Below are 16276 nucleotides of genomic sequence, written 5' to 3' on the forward strand. Positions count from 1 at the left end.
TTCCTCGCTTTTCAAAACGCTCCGCTATAAAATCGGCTTTCCCAGATGGCCTCAAATTCCGCCTGCTCTATGATGCAGGCGTGGAATTCCTCGCCCCATACATGGGCGTTCAATTCCTCCACGGTGGGGATCGGCGTGATCTCGATGACACCGTCGTAAAGGTCAGGAATGTTGTGGGTGCGGCCATCTACAAAAATGTCGATGGAGCGATGGGCCAGCCGCTCATTTTCGGTATCTACTTCATAGAGGATGACCGCTGGTTCTCCCTCCGGTGCGCCTTTCCAAAAGAGCTTGATGTACTCGATCATCTCGATCCCCTCATCGTATCATTTGAAATAGTAATACCAATTCCCGCCAAATTCCCGGTCACATTCCTCCTGTGAGGCAAAGGTGCAGTCCTTGATTCCCTCAATGGGGTAATGACGCTTTATCAGCTGCTCTCTGTGATAGGAATTGATCTGTTCCGTCAGGCCGCTCTGCCGCGCCGTCTCTAATTGCGAGTCCGTGGCAAAGATGTAGGACGCAAAGTAGTTGTCCGGCTGGATGTAGTAGCCAAACTCAATGGCCTGCTGGATGTCATCGAAGTGGTGTTTCACATCCTCCATGCAGGCTTCCATTACTTTTCGCCATGCCATCTCCTGCTCCTTATTTCTCATGTTCCACCTCACCTATACCCAGATAAGTCCCCATCGTTTTTTCATTGTCACAGGCCGCCCGGATCATTTTGGACAGTAGCATCAAATCGTCGATGTATTGGGAGTACACGCAGAACACATCTTCGTCGGAGTCGAAGTGAAACAGATCCTCGCCGCTGTTATTTTCCTCAAACTCCCGGATCACGCCCCGGACCAGCCGTTCCCAGTCTCCGCTGCTGCCGGTCAGTCCCAGCCGGCAGAATTCTTCTGCCCGGAATCCGTCGCTGATCTTTAGCAGGAGGGAGATTGCATAGGGGTGGTGGGGAATGAGGAAGAATGGCGAGATCTGCTCCGGCTTCACCCAGATTTTGAAGGGCGGGCGCGGATTGGGTATCCAGGGCAGCATTTCCCACTGGTCGTCCGGTCTGTTTCCGTATTGGGAAAAGTCTTTCATGTAATCCCTCGCTCTCCGGCACATCAGCAGCCCAGTTGACCAGTTCATAGAGTTTCATTGTTGCCATACCATGCTCCAATCGCAAAGCATTTCATTCTGTGTCACCCGGCGCAGCTCGTCCCGCACCTCCATCAGCGCAAAGCCCAGCAGGTTTTGTCCGCGCCACTTCATGGGGTCCTGGGCCTCCGGGGAGCTGGCCGCGAGGCGGATACCCCAGATGTTGTCATAGGGGCTGGCCTCCACCAGCACGCTGTCCCCGGTGGAAAGGAGAAACTCCCGCAGTTCGCGGTTCTGGCTGAATTTGTGCCAGTTGCCAAGCAGCACAATGGCGTACTTGAACTTGTCCCATACCTTCTGCTCAAAGCCCCGCACCTTGCGGCCCAGGGCCTTGATCTGCTTTTGGTCGCTGCATTTCAAAATCTGGTCCCGGATCTCTTTGTCGCCGAACAGCTCGGCCTTGGCAGCCATCATATACTGCTCCATGCAGAGGTAGGAGTCAGCCGTCGTATAGAAGTCCTCCATCCACCACTGGCTGAGGCAGCTTTTTGTCAGCTGGCCGTCCTCGGATAGCTGATGGCCCCAGAACAGGCACAGCTCCCGCTTCCGCCCGGCGGCAAACTCCTGCTGGAGCCACTGGCGGGTGTACTTTGGCCGGCCCTCCGGCTGCCACGCATCCACCAAGAAGTCACCATGCTCCAGTACCTCGCTGCTGTCCTCGTCATCCCACCAGCCCTTCCAGGTCACCGGCTCGGGAAAGAGAGTGCGGTATTCCGTCCGCTCCTCCGGGGAGAGGGTGTCCAGCCAATCGCCAAATCGGTCTATGTAATCCTCCCCATAGCCCATGCGCCAGCCAATGGAGTATCGCTCGATCTCCCGGTGGGCCAGCCAAGGGGGAGGCATGATTTTCTTATCTTGTAGTGCCATAGGTTTTGCCCTTTCCTGTTAGATACTATCGCAATTCATTCTTTGCATCCAGTGGAGCACCGTCCAGGGATGTGATCTGTGCCAGCTCTGTTTCAGTCAGATTTTTCAGGAAAATGCAGTATTCGTCCGGGTGGCCTCCCACAAATTCCATTTTAGGCATCCCGATCTGCTTTGGATCGGTGATCCACAGGCAAGGCTCTCCCGTCGCCCAAAACCGCGTCAGGGTAAGACGCTGACCGCGATAAAGGACATTCTGATCCATCCTCATCCCTCCTGTAGTTTCTTCAGCAGCTTCACGATCCGTTCCCGGTTCTTTGCGGTTTTCATGAATGTGGGGAGATGATCTGCCTGGGTCTTTTTCTGGCTTCCCGATGGCTTTTCCCGCAGGTCGGCGCTGAGATAGGCGATCAGATAGGCAAGGTGCTCCCGGTTGAGGGCCCAGACCGGCTTACCCTGGAATGAGGTCAAAAACCACAGTTCCAGGCCTAACCAGGGATCCTGGCCACCCCGAATCTCCGAGCCACAGGAGAAAGCCTCCGCCGTCTTATATACCGCGCCCGGCGTGGTTGCCCCGCAATAGGGGCAGGCCACATGGAGAACGAAAAAATGCTGCTTTGTCTCATCTTCAATATCCACCCGATAGTACCTGCCGCAGTTTTTGCACTGGTTATGGACATCATAGCGGTAGATCGTCCGGTCGCGTGTCTCCTGATGGCCGCAGCTCAAGCAGCGGAAATAGGCGTTGTCATCGTCCGCTGTCACCACACCCGTGCCATGGCATTTGGGGCATTTTACCTGGATGCCAGTGGTGAAGGCGCTGTAGGCACTGTGGGTGAAATAGGGTTTATCGACAATTCGGCTCATGCGCCCACACACTCCTCTCATCCGTTCGTTTCCAGATAGAATCCCCATACGCAGTTGGAGAACTCTCCAGCGGCAAAGTGGTGGATCTGCCCGTCAATCTCCACCTGCCAGACCTCGAAGGTATGGTCTTGGTGATAGATCGGGTCTTGGACTTTTACTCGCTTTCCCGTGGTTTGCCAGTCGTAGTCAAAGATGTTCACACCGAACAATTTGCATTGACCGTCTGGGCCAAAGGTTTCATATTTCCAAGCCATGTGATGCCTCACAATCCCGTGCGCTGCCAGCCGTCCAGCCGCTCCTGCACCCCGTCGATCCTCCAGCCCTCGCCCACACGCTTCATGAGGAAGCGGCGGTCAAAGCCAGTATTTTTCTCCCTGGTGTAGATGTAGAGCTTGTTCTTGGTGATCTGCTCCACGTCAAGGAATTCTTCCCCGTTGTAGGTGCCCTGGGCGCTGTATAAGAGGCCCAGAGGCCGATAGCCCGGACGGGGCTTTTCACTCACATACTTCTCCCAGATCGCCCGCAGGCGGGGCACAGCCTCGGCATCTTCAAACCCGGCCTGCTCCATGTACTGCTCCCATTCTGTCATCTCGGCAAAGAAGGCGGACAACACCCTGCGGCATTCTTCCGCCGCCTGCCCGTCCAGCTGGACGGGCTTTTTGGCCTTTTCCCGCTGGAGCTGGGAGAAGTGTTCCATCTGCTCCTTGGTGAATTGCACATGGGCCACCGGCTCGATGCGGTTGTTGCCAGCGATGGCCAGTAGGCCCTCATAGGTAACGGCGGTATGGTCGATCTGAATGTGGGAGAGCTTGGGGATGGAGGCCGCTTGGAGCAGACCGGCATCATCCAGCCCGGTGCGGTTGAGGGTCAGAAGGTCCAGCTTGCAGCCTTGCAGGGCGGACAGGCCGCTGCCATGGATGGCGGCATTGCCGTCCAGCAGCAGATAGCGCAGCTTGGGCATAGCGGAAAAAACGGCGAAACAGGCGTCAGTGAGCGCGCCGTCCTCCACGCCGAAGTTGGCCATGCTTTTATGCCCGGCAAAGGGGGCAAGCAGTTCATCCGTCACCGGATAGCCTTTCACATGAAAGCTCACCAGGGTGTAAGCGGCCAGCCGCTCCATGGTCTCTGCGGTCAGCTCTGGGACTTCAAATTGCTTTTCTCCGTCTAAGGTCAGGACACCACTTACCCAGTCCACTGTCCGCGCTCGTTTTGGCCATTCCATCGCTGTCCTCCTTACACCTGCTTCTGGTAATCGTCCTCAATGTCAATGAAACGCACATACACGGCACAGACTTCACCCTTTGCATCATAGCCGAAGTAGACGGGATAGTAACCGTCACCCCAGCCGGAGGAGAAGATGGGCAGGTTGCAGTCCGTGTCCGGCACTGTCCAGTTGAGCCAGTCGCCATGGCTCTCCTGATACTTGGGATGGGCTTTAGCGTTTTCCTCCATCAAATCATAGAACAGGTCATCGTAGGGGTTGATGTCCGGGTCTTCCTCCAGCCGCTTGGCCCAGTAGGTCTTGAAGGCCGCCTGGGTCTGAACGTCCGCAATGCATCCCATTCCGGCATCCACTCCAAACCCAAAGTAGTCATCATCGCCCAGTTCTTCATCCAGATTTTCATTGCCCGTCATACCCAGCTCATAGCGAACAGGCTTTCCCCGACTGACCTCCACCTTGACGCAGGCGTAGCGGTCCCCGTATTTCTCACTGGGTACCACGCAGATCTTCACGGGATAAGTCCCGGCGGGGATCGTCTGGATAAAGGGCGGCGTGTCCTCCAGCTCCATCAGCGGATCGCAGGCGAAGATCGTTCCGGTGGAGAAATGGGCGGCGCCAATGTCCAGCACATCCACACCCATGTTCCCAATCACTTTTTCTGTAAAATAGGCGTCCAGGTCCGTTTTGCAGACCAGTTTATCTTTGATGGATTCATATTTGTTCAGCCATTCTGTTGTCGGCATAGTCGCTTCCTCCTGTTGATTTGGTTTGAGGATAAGTCAGCTCTCTACAATGCGGACCTGTTTTCCTCCAATTTCAATTTCCAGCTTTACGCCGTAGTCCGCCGCCCACGCAGGGCACTTGCTGAGCAGGGCCAGGATGCGCTCATCCGGCTCCCGGCCAAGGGTCACACGCAGAATCACGGGCCAGCCACTATATTCCTTTTGAAATTCCTCACTCTGGGTGTGGTTCAGATAGCCCTCCATCTTGTCCAGCAGGGCCTTCTGCGTTTCCGGGGAGCCGTCAATAAAGCCATTACAAACCAAAACCATCACCACTTCTCCGGTTTTGGTTTCTGCCAGAATGTCGATCTTATCCAGTTCGCCAAACATATTTTCAATGGACATTGTTTTTACCAGTCCCTTTCTCGGATGGCCTCCTCAATATCAATCGGAATGCCGAACCACTCCAGAATGTAGGCCACAGTGACACCAATACAATCCCGGGCCACCGTTTCGATCTCGCTGTCGTTCTCGTCAAACTCCTCTTGGAGATCATTGATGCCGCAGACCGCCTCGTCCAGCGTCTCCTGCACTACTTCAATGTCGGTTTCGCCGCTCTCCAGCAGGTCGATGACCTTCTGAAGTTCGTCTTTTACCTTGTCTACCAGAAAAGCAGGATAGTAATCGTCCTGATACATCTCGTCCAACAGTTTGTAATTCGGGTCAAATGCTTTCATAGGGATTGCTCCTTTCTTCGTACTCGGCTGTAATGCTCAGTTCAATCTCATCGTCGCTATAAACCAAATGCAGCCCATGAGGGGCCTTTCTATCGAAATGCAGTTCAATGTCATGATATTTGAGGATTAGAGGTTTCCCGTCGCTTCTCATGGTGGAAACGGCATCGGGATTCCCGAAGATTTCTATGACCTCATCCTGCGATATTCCGAATTTCAGCGGTGAAATGTCCCGTGGATTCTGCAATATTTGATTGCGCCAAATAGTAAAGTCCTGTTTCATATTTTTAATAGCACTGGAGGATCAGCCAGATCCGATCAAAGCGGCGGGCGGCCAGATCCTCTTTGGTAATGTAGAAATAGATGTGCCCGCAGTCTCCGAACATCAGCTCAAAGTCGCCAAGCTCCACGATATCCAGCTGGAACAGCAACATCCAGCGGTCACGGGCCGTTTCTTCCGCCCGCTGACGGACCTCCTTGGGGATATTGAGCCAGCCGTTGCCCAGATAGTAGCCCTGAGTCACCAGGTCGCACTCGTCAAACATGCTGTTCTGGATCACATCGGGCCAGCCCAGCAGCTGGGAGCGATCATCCGGGTTCTCGGGGTCCTCGCCAGTCAGTTCATCCAAAGCATCGTTGAAAGCGTCGTCATCCTTTTCATCCGGGAACATCTCGCTGAAGTCCTGCCAGGAAGGATAGGAGGTCTTGGCATCCAGCTTGATCTTGACCATTGGAAACTTGAAATCCTCTCCCATATCCGCCGGGAAGTCAGCGGCGGACAGCGCGGACATGTCCTCAAACCAGTAGACGCGGGCACAGCCCTGATTCTTGGGGTCATAGCCCCAGCACTGGGTGTCCGTTTCATAGAAGAAGGAGAGCAGGCCGTGGTCGGGCAGAAGATGCTCTTTGTCAAACTGGACCAGCTCCGCACAGTTGAACTGAGCCAGGAAAGTGAGAGGACGATCCTTCACCACATGGTCATAGCTCTCGCCCTCATAGGTGGGCCAAACGAAGTCCGGCGGCACATCCGGCTTCCCGCCGAAGCGGGTAGCGCCCAGCTTGTATGTTTCTTTTCTGGCAATTTTCAGCTGAATGCTGTTTCTGCCCAACGACTCCAGTTTTTCTTTGATGCTCATGTCAGTTCCTCCTTGAAGAGTTCTTACAGCTTTCCATCCAATGCCTCAACCGTTTTCATGGCAGCGGAATCAAATTTACATTGCCGCAGGTCCCGCTCAATCAGGGCAAACACATCCGGAAAGCATTCGATCTCATCCTGATACTCATATCTTGCATACAGTTTCCCGTACTCGGAGATCCAGACCTCTGCCGGGTAGTAGTAGCCGATATGACCGATGGGCTGGCATTTCTGACCAGCCACTTCTTCAATCTCCGCCAAATCACAACCGGACATATCCCGAAAATAAGCTTCCTCCAAATGGTGTTTAATTCCGTTGATGAGATAGGGAAACAGAGCGAATTCAAAGTCGGCCGCCCAGTCCATCTTTTTCTGTGCTAAGTACCACTCACAGCACAGGCCGAAATACTTACGGTAAAACCGCTGGGTGGTCTTCATCATCGGAACGCCATGCTCGGCGTAATACTTCTCCGCAATGGAGATGTCCACTTTTCGCCCTTCCTGCCATCCGGCGTACTCCATCAGCTGCTTGACCTTGCTTTTGAGATCGCCGGAGATGGGGATACGTTCTTTGATCATTCGAATCCTCTCCTGTCGGCTGCCAATCAAAGTTCATTTGGATACCCGATCTTATCCAAGCCCGCCTTTATTTCTTCCCATTCATTGCGCTTAGGGTTCAACGCAGCGACCAGTTCTTTTGTTACCGGAACCGCATCAGCAAGCTGGCGCACAGCCTCCAAAGGCAGGTCTGCTGGGTAAAACCACTTCCCGTAATCCACATAGCTCTGTGGATTACCATCAATCGTGGAGAGCAGATCCTTGGATGCGTCCTCGCCGTCCATGGGATTGCAGTGCCAGGTGGTGCCATCTTCCGTCCAAACGCAGAAGGTACTTTTCATCTTTTTGACTTCACGGCTGCCCATGAGCTTTTGTAAAGCAGAGGGCATTCCATCCGTCAGGTCTTCGATACGGGGAAGTTTTTCCTCCCAGTCGTAGAGTTCGGAATCCACACCATTGATTACACAGCCTTCCGGCGCAAACATGACGATCATGCTCTGGTCACTGCCATCAGTGGCAAAGAATGCCTCTTTGCCTTTTCGCCATGCGGGGTTGTAGGTATAGTGGCGGATGAAGCTCCATTCCTCCTCCACCATGATGATGTCCAGAGCTGCCAGCCCTTTGCAGAAGTTTTTCAGGCGCTCCGCACTGGGAAAGCAAGATAAATCTTTTGTGGAAATCATGTGGTTATCCTCCTGTCTTCCTTCACCACAGTCGGTCAATCTGGGTATATATCTTATTAGGCTCTCTGTCCGTAAAACTGGTCAATGAGTCAGTGGGTTCTGTAAGCGGCATCACATTCAAAATATCCAGTACATAATACCAGATTCCTGTATCCCAGTCCCGGAACCGCCCATTGCAGACAGCTCTCCCATACTCGCCGGGAGCCAAATCTAATGCCAGCTCATTGAGAGGCTGTTTCTGCCCGGTCTTATCGTAGGTATATCGCTCCGGCATCGCCCCGATGTGCCAATCATTGCGGTAACGCACATGGATTCCGGTCTCCTGCTGAATCAGTTCAAAAGGGTGAAGCCGCATTGTGCCATTCGGCTTCCATTCCATCAGCCTACGACAGTCCCTATCGATCTGAAATCCATCGGGCCTCTGTATGATAGATGCAAAGTGAGTAGGTAACCCAAAAGGATAATAGGAGAAGAAGTCTTTAGGCAGCCGCATGGCTCTGGGATACTGGTTCCGCTGTGCGGCCGCATTTCCGCCCCGGCAGTCTTTATACCATTGCAGGCGGATCTGCTGAACCAGAAGTGTGGGCAGATGCTTTGTCTGATTACTGTTCTGTCTCATCGCCGCACCTCCTTTCCTGGCGTCCCTTTATGAACGATTGGCCTGCTCCAGTCGTCCCATCAACAGTGGGATTGCCGTAGCCTGCCAAAAATCTCCGCTTATCCAACCAGTGGACATTCCTACATGAGTTTTGGCAAATTGATCTACATAGTAGTGTTTGCCCGGCTCCGGAAGCTCGCCGGTCAAATCAGCAAAGATGCGGAGGATTTCCTCCCAGAGAACATTGGGTGGATACGGCAGTTCCACCGCCTGATACCGCTCCTTCAGAAGCTGCCACAGGAAAGGGTCGCCCCGAAGCCCCCACTGATCTGGTTCTGGAGTGAAGATGATAGACACATTGCTCATGATAATTCTCCGTTATCCAAAATGCTCTCCAAATAAGTGAAGAGGTTTTGCGATAGATATTGCATGTTTTGGGCGATCTCCTCTTTCTGAACAGTATCTTCATCCAAGGAAAAGAGAACCTCATGATCGATCTGACAGATCCCACATTGCTCCTCATTCGGCATATTTGTTAGGTCAATGCACCGGATATAGAATCCGCCATCATCCCATGTGAAGGGCAGGTAACCATATTTCACCAGGAGCGGGTTCCATGCATTTCGGACGGCCTTAAACGGGGCGGAAACGGGGTTCTCTCCAACAGGATTTTCGAAATAGTGGTGGTAAACCGTGAGAAAGGCATTCAAACATTTTGGGAGGTTTATCCCAATGCTCTTCTCCAATGCTTCAATATCTTGGTCGGTGACGGTGGAGGGGATGAGCTTCCATGCCTTCCATTCATCTTTCGGATCAGAATCTTCCTGCCACATGGTCTTGTCCGATTCCCCCAAAGGCCGCATGACAGCAATTCCGTTTCCCAACTGCTCCAGTTTTTGATAGTACCGCTCAAAGAAATCCTGCATAAATTGACGGGTCTGCGTATCTGTCATATCAAAACCTCCGACGTTTTAGCTCTCATGGGTGATACAGAAAATCTCCTTGTTCAAGTCAAAGTAGATTACCATCAGCTCGTCGGTGATCTCCGGGTTGAAGGACAGATCCATAATGAAAACTTGTTGATCCATCTCGTCATCCACCAGACTGCCGAACCGCTTGAGCTTCAAAAAGTCCACCATCTCGGCAAAGGACAGCTTGGATGGGTCGGTTCCCGGAAAAAGTTCCGCCGCAATATCCGGGCCTACATCGTCCCGGTGGAACTCCATAAAAAATGTCACAACGCTATGGTAGCGGCTGTCCTTGTCCGCCAGCGCCGCTTTGATGGCGGCTTTGGCCTTCTCCGCCAATTTCTCCGCCTCATCCAGCATTTTTCCCACCGCATCCATGGCAGCAGGATCGCCGGTCAGTTCTTCCTCTACATCGAAGATAAAGGGTAGTCCCGATTCCTCGGGAAAGTTGAAGATTTCCTCGCCGGGGGTATATGTAAAATCAATGCGTTTACAGCTCAGTTTCATAATGTTATCCTCCTTACCCCTCAATGTTGGCAGTTTTGAGGCCCTTTTTCAAGGAGCCGTAGACCGTCACCGCATGGTCGGTGAACATCTCGTCGCAGTCAAACCAGGCGGTGAAGCAGCCGCCGGAGGTGACGGACAGGCTCGTCAGGCTGATCCGCCGGGCAAGTTCTTCCTCTGTGATGGGGTCTGTTTCCGGGTCACGGGGATTTTCTTCATCTTGGGAGAGCCAGTTGTTGGCCAGCTCGGTCAGGTTCTTGGCTGCAAGCTCCCGCATGGCTTTGTCCCAGGTGTCACAGTCGGCCAGCAGCTTCTTGGCGGCACTGCGAGCGCGGGTCCAGGAGAGCTTGCTCTCGGCATTGACTTCCAGAGAAAGGTTCACATCCTTTCCGCACCACTGGATCTCGCCCTCGAAGGTATCATAGTCCTTGTCCAGTGTCAGTTCCCCCAGCACCTGGTCCTGGATCACCACCGGCTTGTGGTATTCCTCCAGAACGGCCTGGAGTTCCGGGCAGTCCTCATGGACATTGACTATCTCGGAGATACACCAAGGGCGCACCACCAGATCTTTTGCCCGTTCTTCTTTCATCCGGCGGATCTTCAGGCGGCAAATCTGCTCCTTGTCAAAGCGTCCCCAGCCCTTTTCGCTGTTGCGTTCCTCCTCGGTGACCGGCCACTCCAGGCGCTCCTCTTTGGTGCTGACCTTGCCGGTGTCACAGAACACCATACCCAGTGTCACAACGGTCATTTCCCAAAACTTGCCTTTCCAGTTATATCCGCCCCCAATGCAGCGATTGATCAGCGCGACCACTTCCTGCTCCTCGGGCTCATACATCTCATAGAATTCTTCAAACATCTGTGCAGCCTCCTTTACAGCAGTTCCAGCACTGCGGCAGCAGGCTGGGCAAACTCTGCCGGGACTTGCTCCAATACATCCTGGTAGGCTTTCACCGCCTGCCAGGAGTAGTAATAGAAGCTGTAGAACAGGTCATCGGGGAAGACCTCGTCCTCTTCGTAGCGCATCTCATCTTCTTCCTCGTCGTATTCCTCCGACCATAGGTATTCTTCCTTCAGCAGATCGGAGAAAAGCGGCAGCGGCTCGGCGTGTTCCATCTCATCCCCATCGTGGAAGCACTGGAGGATGCAGGAGAAGAAGTCCAGCAGTTCCCCGGCCAGGAAATGGGCTACGGGGTTCTGCCCGCTGTCTGCGAGGGCCTTCTCTAAAATCCGGCACATGAACACCATGCCAAAGGGGGTAGCGTGCCACAGAGTACTCTGGTGCTCCATGTTGGTGGTGAGCTCGTAGAGGGACTCTTTGACGGACGCCAAATCACGCATCTGTTCCAGCACTGTCAGGTGTGCGGGAAAATCCGTCCCCCGGCCATAGGCGGTGGTGAGCCGGTGCCACGGAACATCCGTGACCCTGAGATGAGTGATGTAGGTTCTGTTTTCTTGTGTCATGTTGTCGCCCTCCTTATCCCGTGATTTGGCTGCGGGACTCTTTCTCCAGCGCGGTGTACCACCGTTTCAGCATGGATTCCAGACTGGTTTTCCCGCCGCGGTCTGTAAAAACAAGGAACTTTTGCAGCAGTCTGGGGAACAGAACTTTGCCCGCCTCTGTCAAGTCCTGGTTGAGATAGACCATCCGAATGATCCGGCTCCGCCGGTCCAGAGGATTCTTTTTCAGCAGTTCCTTTTCAAAGCAGAAGCGCAGAAACACCACATTCTCATCGTAAAAGTCCTCCACCACAGCCGCGCCAATGCTGGTGTAGGTGATGTCGTACACCAAACGGCTCCAGTCAAATTTCTCGGCATAGAGCAGTTTCAGCGCCTTTGCCCAGTGTTCCTCCGGGATCACCAGCATCCTGTGCTGGGCGGTGCTGGAGTAACCGCGGTAGACGGGTTCCGGCTGCCCCAGCAGTTCACTCACACTGTCGGCGTAGACGAAGCACAGCTCCTCATCGAACAGGCCGCCGATGAAGTTGCCATTGCAGTACAGCATGAAGTTTTTGGACTTGGCGGGAGAAAAAGAGAGGTTATATTCCTGCGAGTCCAGGCTTTTATGTACCTTGTTCAGAAAGTCTATTGATGTCATGGCTTTACTCCTCAAACTCGCCCTCGATCATCCCATTCAGATACCGATCGGGGTCTAAACGGAAGACTCATGTTTTAATTTCTCTAACAAATTTATCATTTCATTCCATGCGTGAATATGCAGATGTTCACACTGCGGTATGCGTTCCTTGCTGCGGTCTTTGTAGTCCTTCTCTGTGTCATTATCGTACCAAATGGGGAAAACACCAACCTGCGACGCGGCTTCAACGTCCGCCTGCGGATTGTCGCCGCAATACCAGATCTCACCGGGAGCAACACTGGCTTTCCGGACAGCAATATCAAAAAGAATCCGATTGGGTTTTCTCATAAAATAGTCGCTTGAAGTCATAACAAACTCAAATTGATTGTTTGGCAACAATCTGCTGAGTCTTTCCGTCAAGGCGGCTCCCGACCACAAAAGATTGCTGATAACAGCGCTTCTTATGCCGTGTTGATTGAGGAAATCGAGCATAGTATCAGCATCCGGCATTATAGCGCCCATAGAAGCGCCGTTCCAAAAAATAATCTCCATTTCGAGCGGCGTCAGAGAAAACTCCATTCCAAGATATTCGTACAGCACTTTATTGCCAACCTGACCGGAAATCTCATAGCCTAACTTACGAACGCATTCGATCTGTTTTTCAAAAATCAGTTCTGCTGCTTTTCTGACTTCGTCAAGAGTGCAGTGATTTGGATTCCTAGTAACATATTTCAAAAGCTCCTCATTTCCTCTGACAGGATTCCAGTCAGACTCATACAAAAGGGTATGTCCGTAATCAAACAGTATCATTTTAGGATATTTCATTGAGACGCTCCCTTTTTCGAATTCTTTTCCCTAGGGTTCTCAAACCACGCCAGTTCCAGTTCATGATTGCCCCAATCAGCAGGACAGCGCCGATGATCAGGGTTACCCAGTTCCAATGCTCCTGTAAAAAGGCCGTGATCTGCTCACCGTTCATTTAATTTTCCTCCTCGCCTCATCCCTGTATATCAGCGTCAACGGGGCCTTTTTTCAGCGTTCCATCTACAGCGATCACATGGCCCCAGAACATATCGTCGTCCTCATACCAAGCGGTAAACCGGCCACCTGGAGATACTGTAAACTCGGTGAGCAGGATGCGCCGGGCAAATTCATCCTCGGTGATGGGGTCTTTCTCCGAATCTCGGTCGGTCTGGTCATTGTCTGCCAGCCATTCGTTGGCCAGAGGGGTGAGCTTTTGGGCAGCCATCGCCCGCAAGGATTTATCCCAGGATTCCTGATCTGCCACCAATTTCTTCATCACATTGGTGACACGGATCCAGGACGCTTTCTTTTCAAGCTCCACATCCAACGAGATCCGGACTTCTTTTCCCATCCACTTACAGATTCCATCGAATGTGCTCATCTCACGATCCAGTGTGAGGATCCCCAGCACCTCGTCCTCCAGAAGAATCGGCTTTGTGTACTCCGCCCAGATTTCCTCCAGGGCTGGACAAGGTACACCTTCCTCCAGCACCTCCGTGACATACCACTGAGGTTCGCTGAGAGGCTCACCTTTCCAGATGCGGGCTTTGATCCGGTAGACCTGGCCCTTAGCAAACCGTTTGGAATAGTTACCGGCTTCCCGTTCCTTGTCCGTCAGAGGCCAGTTCAGGCAGCATCGGTCGGAGATCACCTGTCCGGTCTGGACATTCGCCATAGCGAGAGCATAGGTATGCGCTGTCCAGAAAGTATCCAGAAAGGTTTTGTCCGCGCTGGTGCCGCTCTGGATCAGTACCAGTTTTTCTTCATCTTCCAAGGTGTACAGGGCAATAAAATCCTTGACCGTTCTCTTTTTCATGGCGTTCTCCTTGTACAAACATCCGATTTCTGCTTCAGTTCCTTTACCATAGAGGGGCGAATCCGGAAAAGCAAGAATATGTGTGGATTAGGTAATAGCAGCTATTCAAACTGTCATCCTTTGGCAAACTTATAAAAGATAGAAAAACGCCCTGCGGCACCCTGTCACTTGGACAGGCTGACGCAGGGCGTGAAAAGGCAGCGGAAAAAGAAACCACATTCGTTCGCCGATGTGGTTTTCTCCGCAGACAAAATTATTTTCTTATCGTTTGACAATACAGCCTGCGGCTGTTCTGATGCCGATCCCATCCATAAACTCCTTCATCAACAAAATGTCGATCTGGTATCGTCCGCTTTGCGTTACATTATAACATATTCACTCGTTTATTTGGGAACAATTTTTTATATTTTACTGGGTCTTTCTATTTTTTGCTATACAGTATTCACATTCTCCACACCACCCGCACCTCTTTTCCTTTTGCATACCGGACCGTCGCCGCCGTTCCTCCTGTACTCCTTCCGTCGTAGACGGCAATCACTCGCTGAGACTGGTCCACCATGTAGCAATTGCGGCGCATATAGCAGCCTTTAAAATAGGCATCGGCGTGAATTTTCACAACATCGCAGCACCGGATGAGCCTTTGAAAGGTTTTATCCGGTGTTTTCATACGTCCAGGGTAAGGAATGGCCGCTTCGAGGGTGATTGGGTAGTTCGCTTTCAGCTCATTCACAATCTCCGCGAAAAGCAGATCTGCGCCAGCGGCAAATCCGCTGATGAAGTGGGTGTAGCCATCCTCAATAGCCATCAAAATTTCCCTGCGCAGCAATTCGTCAATTTTGGCCTTCTGTTCCTCTGAAAGATCCCGGTGTCCAGTGACACAGCACGTTTTAATTTTTTCCATGTGTATCCCTCCATCTTCATCTCAAATAAGATTAACCCTTTTGAGTTATTTTAACTCAAAAGGGTTAATCTTTTCAAGATGACATGGGTATCATCAGAATAGAATCGAGGTGATATCCATGGACATTGGCGAAGCAGTAAAAGAGCGCATTCTAGAGCTCTGTCGGGAAAAGAATTTATCGGTGAACAAACTTAGTAATATGAGCGGCGTGACTCAATCCACGGTGAACAATATTGTCAGCGGCCGCAACCACAGCGCTACGATCTCTACCATTAAAAAGCTATGTGATGGAATGGGTATCACTATAGAAGAATTTTTTAATTCAGAGTTGTTCCGTGGATTGGAGCAAGAAATCAAATAACGCAAAAAAGCCGTGAAATCAGCGATTTCACGGCTTTTTGATATCTCATTGTTACAAAACAGATGCTCGATAAAACGCGGGCAGCAAAACAAAAAGAAAAAGCCAAGCCTGGAACGCGAACTGCGTCCAGGCTCAGCCTGGAACATCGCAACACTATAGATGCCACGGCCTTCGCCCGTTCGCAAGCGTCCTGCCTATTATTTTTTACTCCATAGGAGATAGTTTTCCGCTATGAGCCTCCAGAGCTTCGATGCGGTGATCCTGTATCAAGATTTCCATCTGGCTGATGGCGATGGCATTGAGCTTTGCCAGCCGCTCGGCCTGATGCCTAAACGCATCGAATTCGACACGGTTAAAAGACGGGTTGTATAGAGATTCCCAAACACCCAGGAACTCAATCGTATTCCGGTTCCGCAGCCAGTTTTGGATAATGTAGCGAGGATTGTCGCTGTCCTTCAGCTTGGCGATGTCAGTCAAGCTGATAAAGTCATCTCGCTCGGAATTCCATTGTGCACTAATTTCCGCTCCCTTGACAACCAGCTTGTCCGCTCGTCCGAACCTCTTTGCTAATTATTTTTTGGAGCAATCCCCGGCAGCCTTCCTCCACATCCCGCCAGGTCGTGTCGAAATCGTCGGTGTACCACGGATCGGCCACCTCTCCGGGACGGTTGGTAAAGTCCATCAGCAGGTGCATTTTGTCGGCAAAGTCGCCGCCGCAGATCCGGTACATATTCCGCAGGTTGGCATGATCCATTCCAATCAGGAGATCGTATTTCTCGTAGTCGCTGTTCAGGAGCTGCCGGGCTCGCTTGCCGGAACAGTCGATGCCATGCTCGGACAGCTTGCGGCGAGCTGGCGGATACACCGGATTGCCGATCTCCTCGGTGCTGGTGGCTGCTGACTCGATCTGAATGCTCTGCTCCAGACCGGCCTTCTTTACCAGATCCTTCATAATAAACTCGGCCATCGGGCTTCTGCAAATGTTGCCGTGGCAGAGGAAAAGTATCTTGATCATGCGATGAACACTCCAAATTACTGTTTTCCAATTCAGTATAGCACGGAACCTCAGATTCGTCGAGTTGGATTTCCAGATGGGCGT

General features: G+C 52.2%; 28 protein-coding genes and 1 pseudogene. 1 reads left to right on the top strand and 28 read right to left on the bottom strand.

What is annotated here, in order from left to right; all coding sequences use genetic code 11:
• Window positions 1–11 precede the first annotated feature (11 nt).
• The 26 genes and pseudogenes from B5F35_RS03270 to B5F35_RS03395 all read right to left on the bottom strand — a co-directional run bounded on the left by B5F35_RS03270 (window position 12) and on the right by B5F35_RS03395 (window position 14816).
• Entirely contained in the window at window positions 12–308 is a 297-nt protein-coding gene (locus tag B5F35_RS03270) for a DUF6881 domain-containing protein (protein ID WP_087238032.1), read from the bottom strand.
• A gap of 18 nt (window positions 309–326) precedes the next feature.
• Window positions 327–656 carry a hypothetical protein gene (locus tag B5F35_RS03275; protein WP_206424000.1) on the bottom strand — a complete coding sequence of 110 codons (330 nt, stop codon included), beginning with the start codon at window positions 654–656 and terminating at the stop codon, window positions 327–329.
• Window positions 646–1089: an Imm51 family immunity protein gene (locus tag B5F35_RS03280; RefSeq protein ID WP_087238034.1), complete on the bottom strand. Its 444-nt coding sequence runs from the start codon at window positions 1087–1089 to the stop codon at window positions 646–648. Before B5F35_RS03280 ends, B5F35_RS03275 begins: the two co-directional genes overlap by 11 nt.
• A 54-nt stretch (window positions 1090–1143) precedes the next feature.
• Entirely contained in the window at window positions 1144–2013 is an 870-nt protein-coding gene (gene ybiA, locus B5F35_RS03285; protein WP_087238036.1) for a riboflavin biosynthesis intermediates N-glycosidase, read from the bottom strand.
• A 25-nt stretch (window positions 2014–2038) separates the two neighbouring features.
• Window positions 2039–2275 carry a hypothetical protein gene (locus B5F35_RS03290; protein ID WP_206424001.1) on the bottom strand — a complete coding sequence of 79 codons (237 nt, stop codon included), beginning with the start codon at window positions 2273–2275 and terminating at the stop codon, window positions 2039–2041.
• A 2-nt stretch (window positions 2276–2277) separates the two neighbouring features.
• Window positions 2278–2877, bottom strand: coding sequence for a hypothetical protein (locus B5F35_RS03295; protein ID WP_087238039.1), 600 nt, complete (start codon window positions 2875–2877; stop codon window positions 2278–2280).
• Between the two features lie 17 nt (window positions 2878–2894).
• Complete coding sequence (locus tag B5F35_RS03300) at window positions 2895–3131, bottom strand: hypothetical protein (protein WP_087238041.1); 237 nt, start codon at window positions 3129–3131, stop codon at window positions 2895–2897.
• 8 nt (window positions 3132–3139) lie between these two features.
• A complete protein-coding gene (locus B5F35_RS03305) occupies window positions 3140–4099 on the bottom strand; it encodes an NTF2 fold immunity protein (RefSeq protein WP_087238043.1) in 960 nt (319 codons plus the stop codon).
• Between the two features lie 11 nt (window positions 4100–4110).
• Window positions 4111–4842 carry a DUF4241 domain-containing protein gene (locus B5F35_RS03310; protein ID WP_087238045.1) on the bottom strand — a complete coding sequence of 244 codons (732 nt, stop codon included), beginning with the start codon at window positions 4840–4842 and terminating at the stop codon, window positions 4111–4113.
• A 36-nt stretch (window positions 4843–4878) separates the two neighbouring features.
• Window positions 4879–5226 carry a hypothetical protein gene (locus tag B5F35_RS03315; protein WP_087238046.1) on the bottom strand — a complete coding sequence of 116 codons (348 nt, stop codon included), beginning with the start codon at window positions 5224–5226 and terminating at the stop codon, window positions 4879–4881.
• Between the two features lie 5 nt (window positions 5227–5231).
• A complete protein-coding gene (locus B5F35_RS03320) occupies window positions 5232–5558 on the bottom strand; it encodes a DUF5713 family protein (protein WP_055270415.1) in 327 nt (108 codons plus the stop codon).
• Window positions 5545–5802: a hypothetical protein gene (locus B5F35_RS03325; protein ID WP_242969381.1), complete on the bottom strand. Its 258-nt coding sequence runs from the start codon at window positions 5800–5802 to the stop codon at window positions 5545–5547. The genes B5F35_RS03320 and B5F35_RS03325 overlap by 14 nt, the downstream gene beginning before the upstream one ends.
• A gap of 40 nt (window positions 5803–5842) precedes the next feature.
• A complete protein-coding gene (locus tag B5F35_RS03330) occupies window positions 5843–6691 on the bottom strand; it encodes a YwqG family protein (RefSeq protein ID WP_087238050.1) in 849 nt (282 codons plus the stop codon).
• A 23-nt stretch (window positions 6692–6714) separates the two neighbouring features.
• A complete protein-coding gene (locus B5F35_RS03335; RefSeq protein ID WP_087238052.1) occupies window positions 6715–7269 on the bottom strand; it encodes an SUKH-3 domain-containing protein in 555 nt (184 codons plus the stop codon).
• A gap of 26 nt (window positions 7270–7295) precedes the next feature.
• Complete coding sequence (locus B5F35_RS03340) at window positions 7296–7931, bottom strand: hypothetical protein (RefSeq protein ID WP_087238054.1); 636 nt, start codon at window positions 7929–7931, stop codon at window positions 7296–7298.
• A 22-nt stretch (window positions 7932–7953) separates the two neighbouring features.
• A complete protein-coding gene (locus tag B5F35_RS03345) occupies window positions 7954–8550 on the bottom strand; it encodes a hypothetical protein (RefSeq protein WP_087238056.1) in 597 nt (198 codons plus the stop codon).
• 27 nt (window positions 8551–8577) lie between these two features.
• A complete protein-coding gene (locus B5F35_RS03350) occupies window positions 8578–8895 on the bottom strand; it encodes a hypothetical protein (RefSeq protein WP_087238058.1) in 318 nt (105 codons plus the stop codon).
• Window positions 8892–9482 (bottom strand): SMI1/KNR4 family protein, encoded by a 591-nt coding sequence (locus B5F35_RS03355; RefSeq protein WP_087238060.1) that lies wholly within the window; start codon window positions 9480–9482, stop codon window positions 8892–8894. Before B5F35_RS03355 ends, B5F35_RS03350 begins: the two co-directional genes overlap by 4 nt.
• A gap of 18 nt (window positions 9483–9500) precedes the next feature.
• A complete protein-coding gene (locus tag B5F35_RS03360; RefSeq protein WP_087238062.1) occupies window positions 9501–10004 on the bottom strand; it encodes a DUF2004 domain-containing protein in 504 nt (167 codons plus the stop codon).
• A gap of 13 nt (window positions 10005–10017) precedes the next feature.
• Window positions 10018–10857, bottom strand: coding sequence for a DUF2262 domain-containing protein (locus tag B5F35_RS03365; RefSeq protein WP_087238064.1), 840 nt, complete (start codon window positions 10855–10857; stop codon window positions 10018–10020).
• A gap of 14 nt (window positions 10858–10871) precedes the next feature.
• On the bottom strand, window positions 10872–11462 hold the full coding sequence (locus tag B5F35_RS03370) for a hypothetical protein (RefSeq protein ID WP_087238066.1): 591 nt from the start codon (window positions 11460–11462) through the stop codon (window positions 10872–10874).
• Between the two features lie 13 nt (window positions 11463–11475).
• Complete coding sequence (locus B5F35_RS03375) at window positions 11476–12096, bottom strand: hypothetical protein (RefSeq protein WP_087238068.1); 621 nt, start codon at window positions 12094–12096, stop codon at window positions 11476–11478.
• A gap of 54 nt (window positions 12097–12150) precedes the next feature.
• The gene (locus tag B5F35_RS03380) at window positions 12151–12900 is read right to left on the bottom strand and encodes an HAD family hydrolase (protein WP_087238070.1); all 750 of its coding nucleotides are present in this window, start codon (window positions 12898–12900) and stop codon (window positions 12151–12153) included.
• A gap of 49 nt (window positions 12901–12949) precedes the next feature.
• Window positions 12950–13054: pseudogene (locus B5F35_RS03385) on the bottom strand (cytochrome D ubiquinol oxidase subunit II); the annotation flags it as partial.
• 18 nt (window positions 13055–13072) lie between these two features.
• On the bottom strand, window positions 13073–13915 hold the full coding sequence (locus tag B5F35_RS03390; protein ID WP_087238072.1) for a DUF2262 domain-containing protein: 843 nt from the start codon (window positions 13913–13915) through the stop codon (window positions 13073–13075).
• 442 nt (window positions 13916–14357) lie between these two features.
• Complete coding sequence (locus tag B5F35_RS03395) at window positions 14358–14816, bottom strand: SLOG family protein (RefSeq protein ID WP_087238074.1); 459 nt, start codon at window positions 14814–14816, stop codon at window positions 14358–14360.
• A gap of 118 nt (window positions 14817–14934) precedes the next feature.
• Between B5F35_RS03395 and B5F35_RS03400 the strand changes: the two genes are divergently transcribed.
• A complete protein-coding gene (locus B5F35_RS03400; protein WP_087238075.1) occupies window positions 14935–15177 on the top strand; it encodes a helix-turn-helix domain-containing protein in 243 nt (80 codons plus the stop codon).
• Window positions 15178–15381: 204 nt separating this feature from the next.
• Here the strand turns inward: B5F35_RS03400 and B5F35_RS03405 are convergent, their stop codons facing one another.
• A complete protein-coding gene (locus B5F35_RS03405) occupies window positions 15382–15717 on the bottom strand; it encodes a KilA-N domain-containing protein (protein ID WP_087238077.1) in 336 nt (111 codons plus the stop codon).
• A complete protein-coding gene (locus B5F35_RS18640; protein ID WP_087238079.1) occupies window positions 15692–16192 on the bottom strand; it encodes a low molecular weight protein-tyrosine-phosphatase in 501 nt (166 codons plus the stop codon). The genes B5F35_RS03405 and B5F35_RS18640 overlap by 26 nt, the downstream gene beginning before the upstream one ends.
• Window positions 16193–16276: the final 84 nt, after the last annotated feature.

The sequence above is a fragment of the Anaeromassilibacillus sp. An200 genome, assembly GCF_002160025.1.
Classification (GTDB): domain Bacteria; phylum Bacillota; class Clostridia; order Oscillospirales; family Acutalibacteraceae; genus Caccousia; species Caccousia stercoris.

What these genes read in the sequence shown, in the direction of transcription:
- B5F35_RS03395 (WP_087238074.1), bottom strand. Translation starts at nt 14,816, where the DNA reads ATGGAAAAAATTAAAACGTGCTGTGTCACTGGACACCGGGATCTTTCA.
- B5F35_RS03275 (WP_206424000.1), bottom strand. Translation starts at nt 656, where the DNA reads ATGAGAAATAAGGAGCAGGAGATGGCATGGCGAAAAGTAATGGAAGCC.
- B5F35_RS03400 (WP_087238075.1), top strand. Translation starts at nt 14,935, where the DNA reads ATGGACATTGGCGAAGCAGTAAAAGAGCGCATTCTAGAGCTCTGTCGG.
- B5F35_RS03335 (WP_087238052.1), bottom strand. Translation starts at nt 7,269, where the DNA reads ATGATCAAAGAACGTATCCCCATCTCCGGCGATCTCAAAAGCAAGGTC.
- B5F35_RS03370 (WP_087238066.1), bottom strand. Translation starts at nt 11,462, where the DNA reads ATGACACAAGAAAACAGAACCTACATCACTCATCTCAGGGTCACGGAT.
- B5F35_RS03365 (WP_087238064.1), bottom strand. Translation starts at nt 10,857, where the DNA reads ATGTTTGAAGAATTCTATGAGATGTATGAGCCCGAGGAGCAGGAAGTG.
- B5F35_RS03375 (WP_087238068.1), bottom strand. Translation starts at nt 12,096, where the DNA reads ATGACATCAATAGACTTTCTGAACAAGGTACATAAAAGCCTGGACTCG.
- B5F35_RS03280 (WP_087238034.1), bottom strand. Translation starts at nt 1,089, where the DNA reads ATGAAAGACTTTTCCCAATACGGAAACAGACCGGACGACCAGTGGGAA.
- B5F35_RS03310 (WP_087238045.1), bottom strand. Translation starts at nt 4,842, where the DNA reads ATGCCGACAACAGAATGGCTGAACAAATATGAATCCATCAAAGATAAA.
- B5F35_RS03360 (WP_087238062.1), bottom strand. Translation starts at nt 10,004, where the DNA reads ATGAAACTGAGCTGTAAACGCATTGATTTTACATATACCCCCGGCGAG.
- B5F35_RS03340 (WP_087238054.1), bottom strand. Translation starts at nt 7,931, where the DNA reads ATGATTTCCACAAAAGATTTATCTTGCTTTCCCAGTGCGGAGCGCCTG.
- ybiA (WP_087238036.1), bottom strand. Translation starts at nt 2,013, where the DNA reads ATGGCACTACAAGATAAGAAAATCATGCCTCCCCCTTGGCTGGCCCAC.
- B5F35_RS03270 (WP_087238032.1), bottom strand. Translation starts at nt 308, where the DNA reads ATGATCGAGTACATCAAGCTCTTTTGGAAAGGCGCACCGGAGGGAGAA.
- B5F35_RS03290 (WP_206424001.1), bottom strand. Translation starts at nt 2,275, where the DNA reads ATGGATCAGAATGTCCTTTATCGCGGTCAGCGTCTTACCCTGACGCGG.
- B5F35_RS03355 (WP_087238060.1), bottom strand. Translation starts at nt 9,482, where the DNA reads ATGACAGATACGCAGACCCGTCAATTTATGCAGGATTTCTTTGAGCGG.
- B5F35_RS03305 (WP_087238043.1), bottom strand. Translation starts at nt 4,099, where the DNA reads ATGGAATGGCCAAAACGAGCGCGGACAGTGGACTGGGTAAGTGGTGTC.
- B5F35_RS03320 (WP_055270415.1), bottom strand. Translation starts at nt 5,558, where the DNA reads ATGAAAGCATTTGACCCGAATTACAAACTGTTGGACGAGATGTATCAG.
- B5F35_RS03390 (WP_087238072.1), bottom strand. Translation starts at nt 13,915, where the DNA reads ATGAAAAAGAGAACGGTCAAGGATTTTATTGCCCTGTACACCTTGGAA.
- B5F35_RS03345 (WP_087238056.1), bottom strand. Translation starts at nt 8,550, where the DNA reads ATGAGACAGAACAGTAATCAGACAAAGCATCTGCCCACACTTCTGGTT.
- B5F35_RS03380 (WP_087238070.1), bottom strand. Translation starts at nt 12,900, where the DNA reads ATGAAATATCCTAAAATGATACTGTTTGATTACGGACATACCCTTTTG.
- B5F35_RS03295 (WP_087238039.1), bottom strand. Translation starts at nt 2,877, where the DNA reads ATGAGCCGAATTGTCGATAAACCCTATTTCACCCACAGTGCCTACAGC.
- B5F35_RS03300 (WP_087238041.1), bottom strand. Translation starts at nt 3,131, where the DNA reads ATGGCTTGGAAATATGAAACCTTTGGCCCAGACGGTCAATGCAAATTG.
- B5F35_RS18640 (WP_087238079.1), bottom strand. Translation starts at nt 16,192, where the DNA reads ATGATCAAGATACTTTTCCTCTGCCACGGCAACATTTGCAGAAGCCCG.
- B5F35_RS03330 (WP_087238050.1), bottom strand. Translation starts at nt 6,691, where the DNA reads ATGAGCATCAAAGAAAAACTGGAGTCGTTGGGCAGAAACAGCATTCAG.
- B5F35_RS03350 (WP_087238058.1), bottom strand. Translation starts at nt 8,895, where the DNA reads ATGAGCAATGTGTCTATCATCTTCACTCCAGAACCAGATCAGTGGGGG.
- B5F35_RS03315 (WP_087238046.1), bottom strand. Translation starts at nt 5,226, where the DNA reads ATGTCCATTGAAAATATGTTTGGCGAACTGGATAAGATCGACATTCTG.